Here is a 1,423-nt window from a genome sequence, read left to right as displayed (position 1 = left end):
GCCCCCCCGCCGGGGGCGCCCCCCCCCCCCCCGGGGCGCGCGCGGGGCGCCCCAGGAGGCGCCGCCGAGGCCGCCGAGCCCGAGGGCCGCCAGCCCGTGCTCGTCGGATACGGGGTGTCGCAGAGCTCGACGAAGCGGCGGGCGCGCAAGGAGGCCCCCGGGGTTCCCGCCCAGGATTCCGGCGCTCCCGCGGGTACGTACTACGCCTCGCCCGCCGCTGCGGCGGTCCAGGCGGAGCTGGACGGTCACGCTGCGGCCGCGGCCCCGCCGGGGCCGGCGCCGGGCCCAGCCCCCCGGGCCCGGGCGGGCGGGGGTCCCCGCCCAGGCTCCCGGCGCCCCCGGGGGTCGGTACTCCGCCCCGCCCGCCGCTGCGGCGGGCCAGGCGGAGCTGAACGGTCACGCTGCGGCCGCGGCCCCGGCGGCTCGGCCGCTGGCCAAGCCGCCGGTGCGCAAGCTGGCCAAGGACCTCGGGGTGGACCTCGCGACGGTCACGCCGTCCGGGCCCGACGGGATCATCACGCGTGAGGATGTGCACGCGGCGGTGGCTCCGGCTCCCGAGGCCGCCCCTGTTTCACGTGAAACAACTCCCGCCGCCCAGGCTCCCGTTCAGACCGCGCCGGTCGCGGCCGGTGCGCGTGAGACCCGTATCCCCGTCAAGGGTGTCCGCAAGGCCACCGCTGCGGCGATGGTCGGCTCGGCCTTCACGGCGCCGCATGTCACGGAGTTCGTGACCGTCGACGTCACGCGCACGATGAAGCTGGTCGAGGAGCTGAAGTCCGACAAGGACATGCAGGGGCTCCGGGTCAACCCGCTGCTGCTGATCGCGAAGGCGCTGCTCGTCGCGATCAAGCGGAACCCGGACGTCAACGCCGCCTGGGACGAGGCCGCTCAGGAGATCGTGCTCAAGCACTACGTGAACCTGGGAATCGCGGCGGCGACCCCGCGCGGTCTGATCGTGCCGAACATCAAGGACGCGCACGACAAGACGCTGCCTGAGCTGGCGTCCGCGCTCGGCGAGCTGGTGTCCACGGCCCGCGAGGGCAAGACGACGCCGGCGGCGATGCAGGGCGGCACGGTCACCATCACCAACGTGGGCGTCTTCGGGGTCGACACCGGTACGCCGATCCTCAACCCCGGTGAGTCGGCGATCCTCGCCGTCGGAGCGATCAAGCTCCAGCCGTGGGTCCACAAGGGCAAGGTCAAGCCGCGTCAGGTGATGACGCTGGCCCTGTCCTTCGACCACCGCCTGGTCGACGGCGAGCTCGGCTCCAAGGTCCTCGCGGACATCGCGGCGGTCCTGGAACAGCCGAAGCGGCTGATCACCTGGGCGTGATGCCTCGGGGGGGGGGGGGGGGGGGCCCCCGGCCCCCCCGGGAAGGGGCCCCCCGGGAGGGGGGGGGGGGGTCGGCGGGGGGCCCGCCCC

1 pseudogene is annotated in these 1,423 nt (G+C 75.5%); it reads left to right on the top strand.

Features of this window, described 5'->3' with window-relative positions:
• Positions 1-1,333 (top strand): annotated as a pseudogene (locus tag JAO81_RS25230) (dihydrolipoamide acetyltransferase family protein); the annotation flags it as partial.
• Between the last annotated feature and the right edge of the window lie 90 nt (positions 1,334-1,423).

The organism is Streptomyces sp. N35, from assembly GCF_016464295.1.
Classification (GTDB): domain Bacteria; phylum Actinomycetota; class Actinomycetes; order Streptomycetales; family Streptomycetaceae; genus Streptomyces.
Note: the sequence above shows the minus strand (reverse complement) of the source record. Positions and strands in the feature narration are given on the sequence as shown.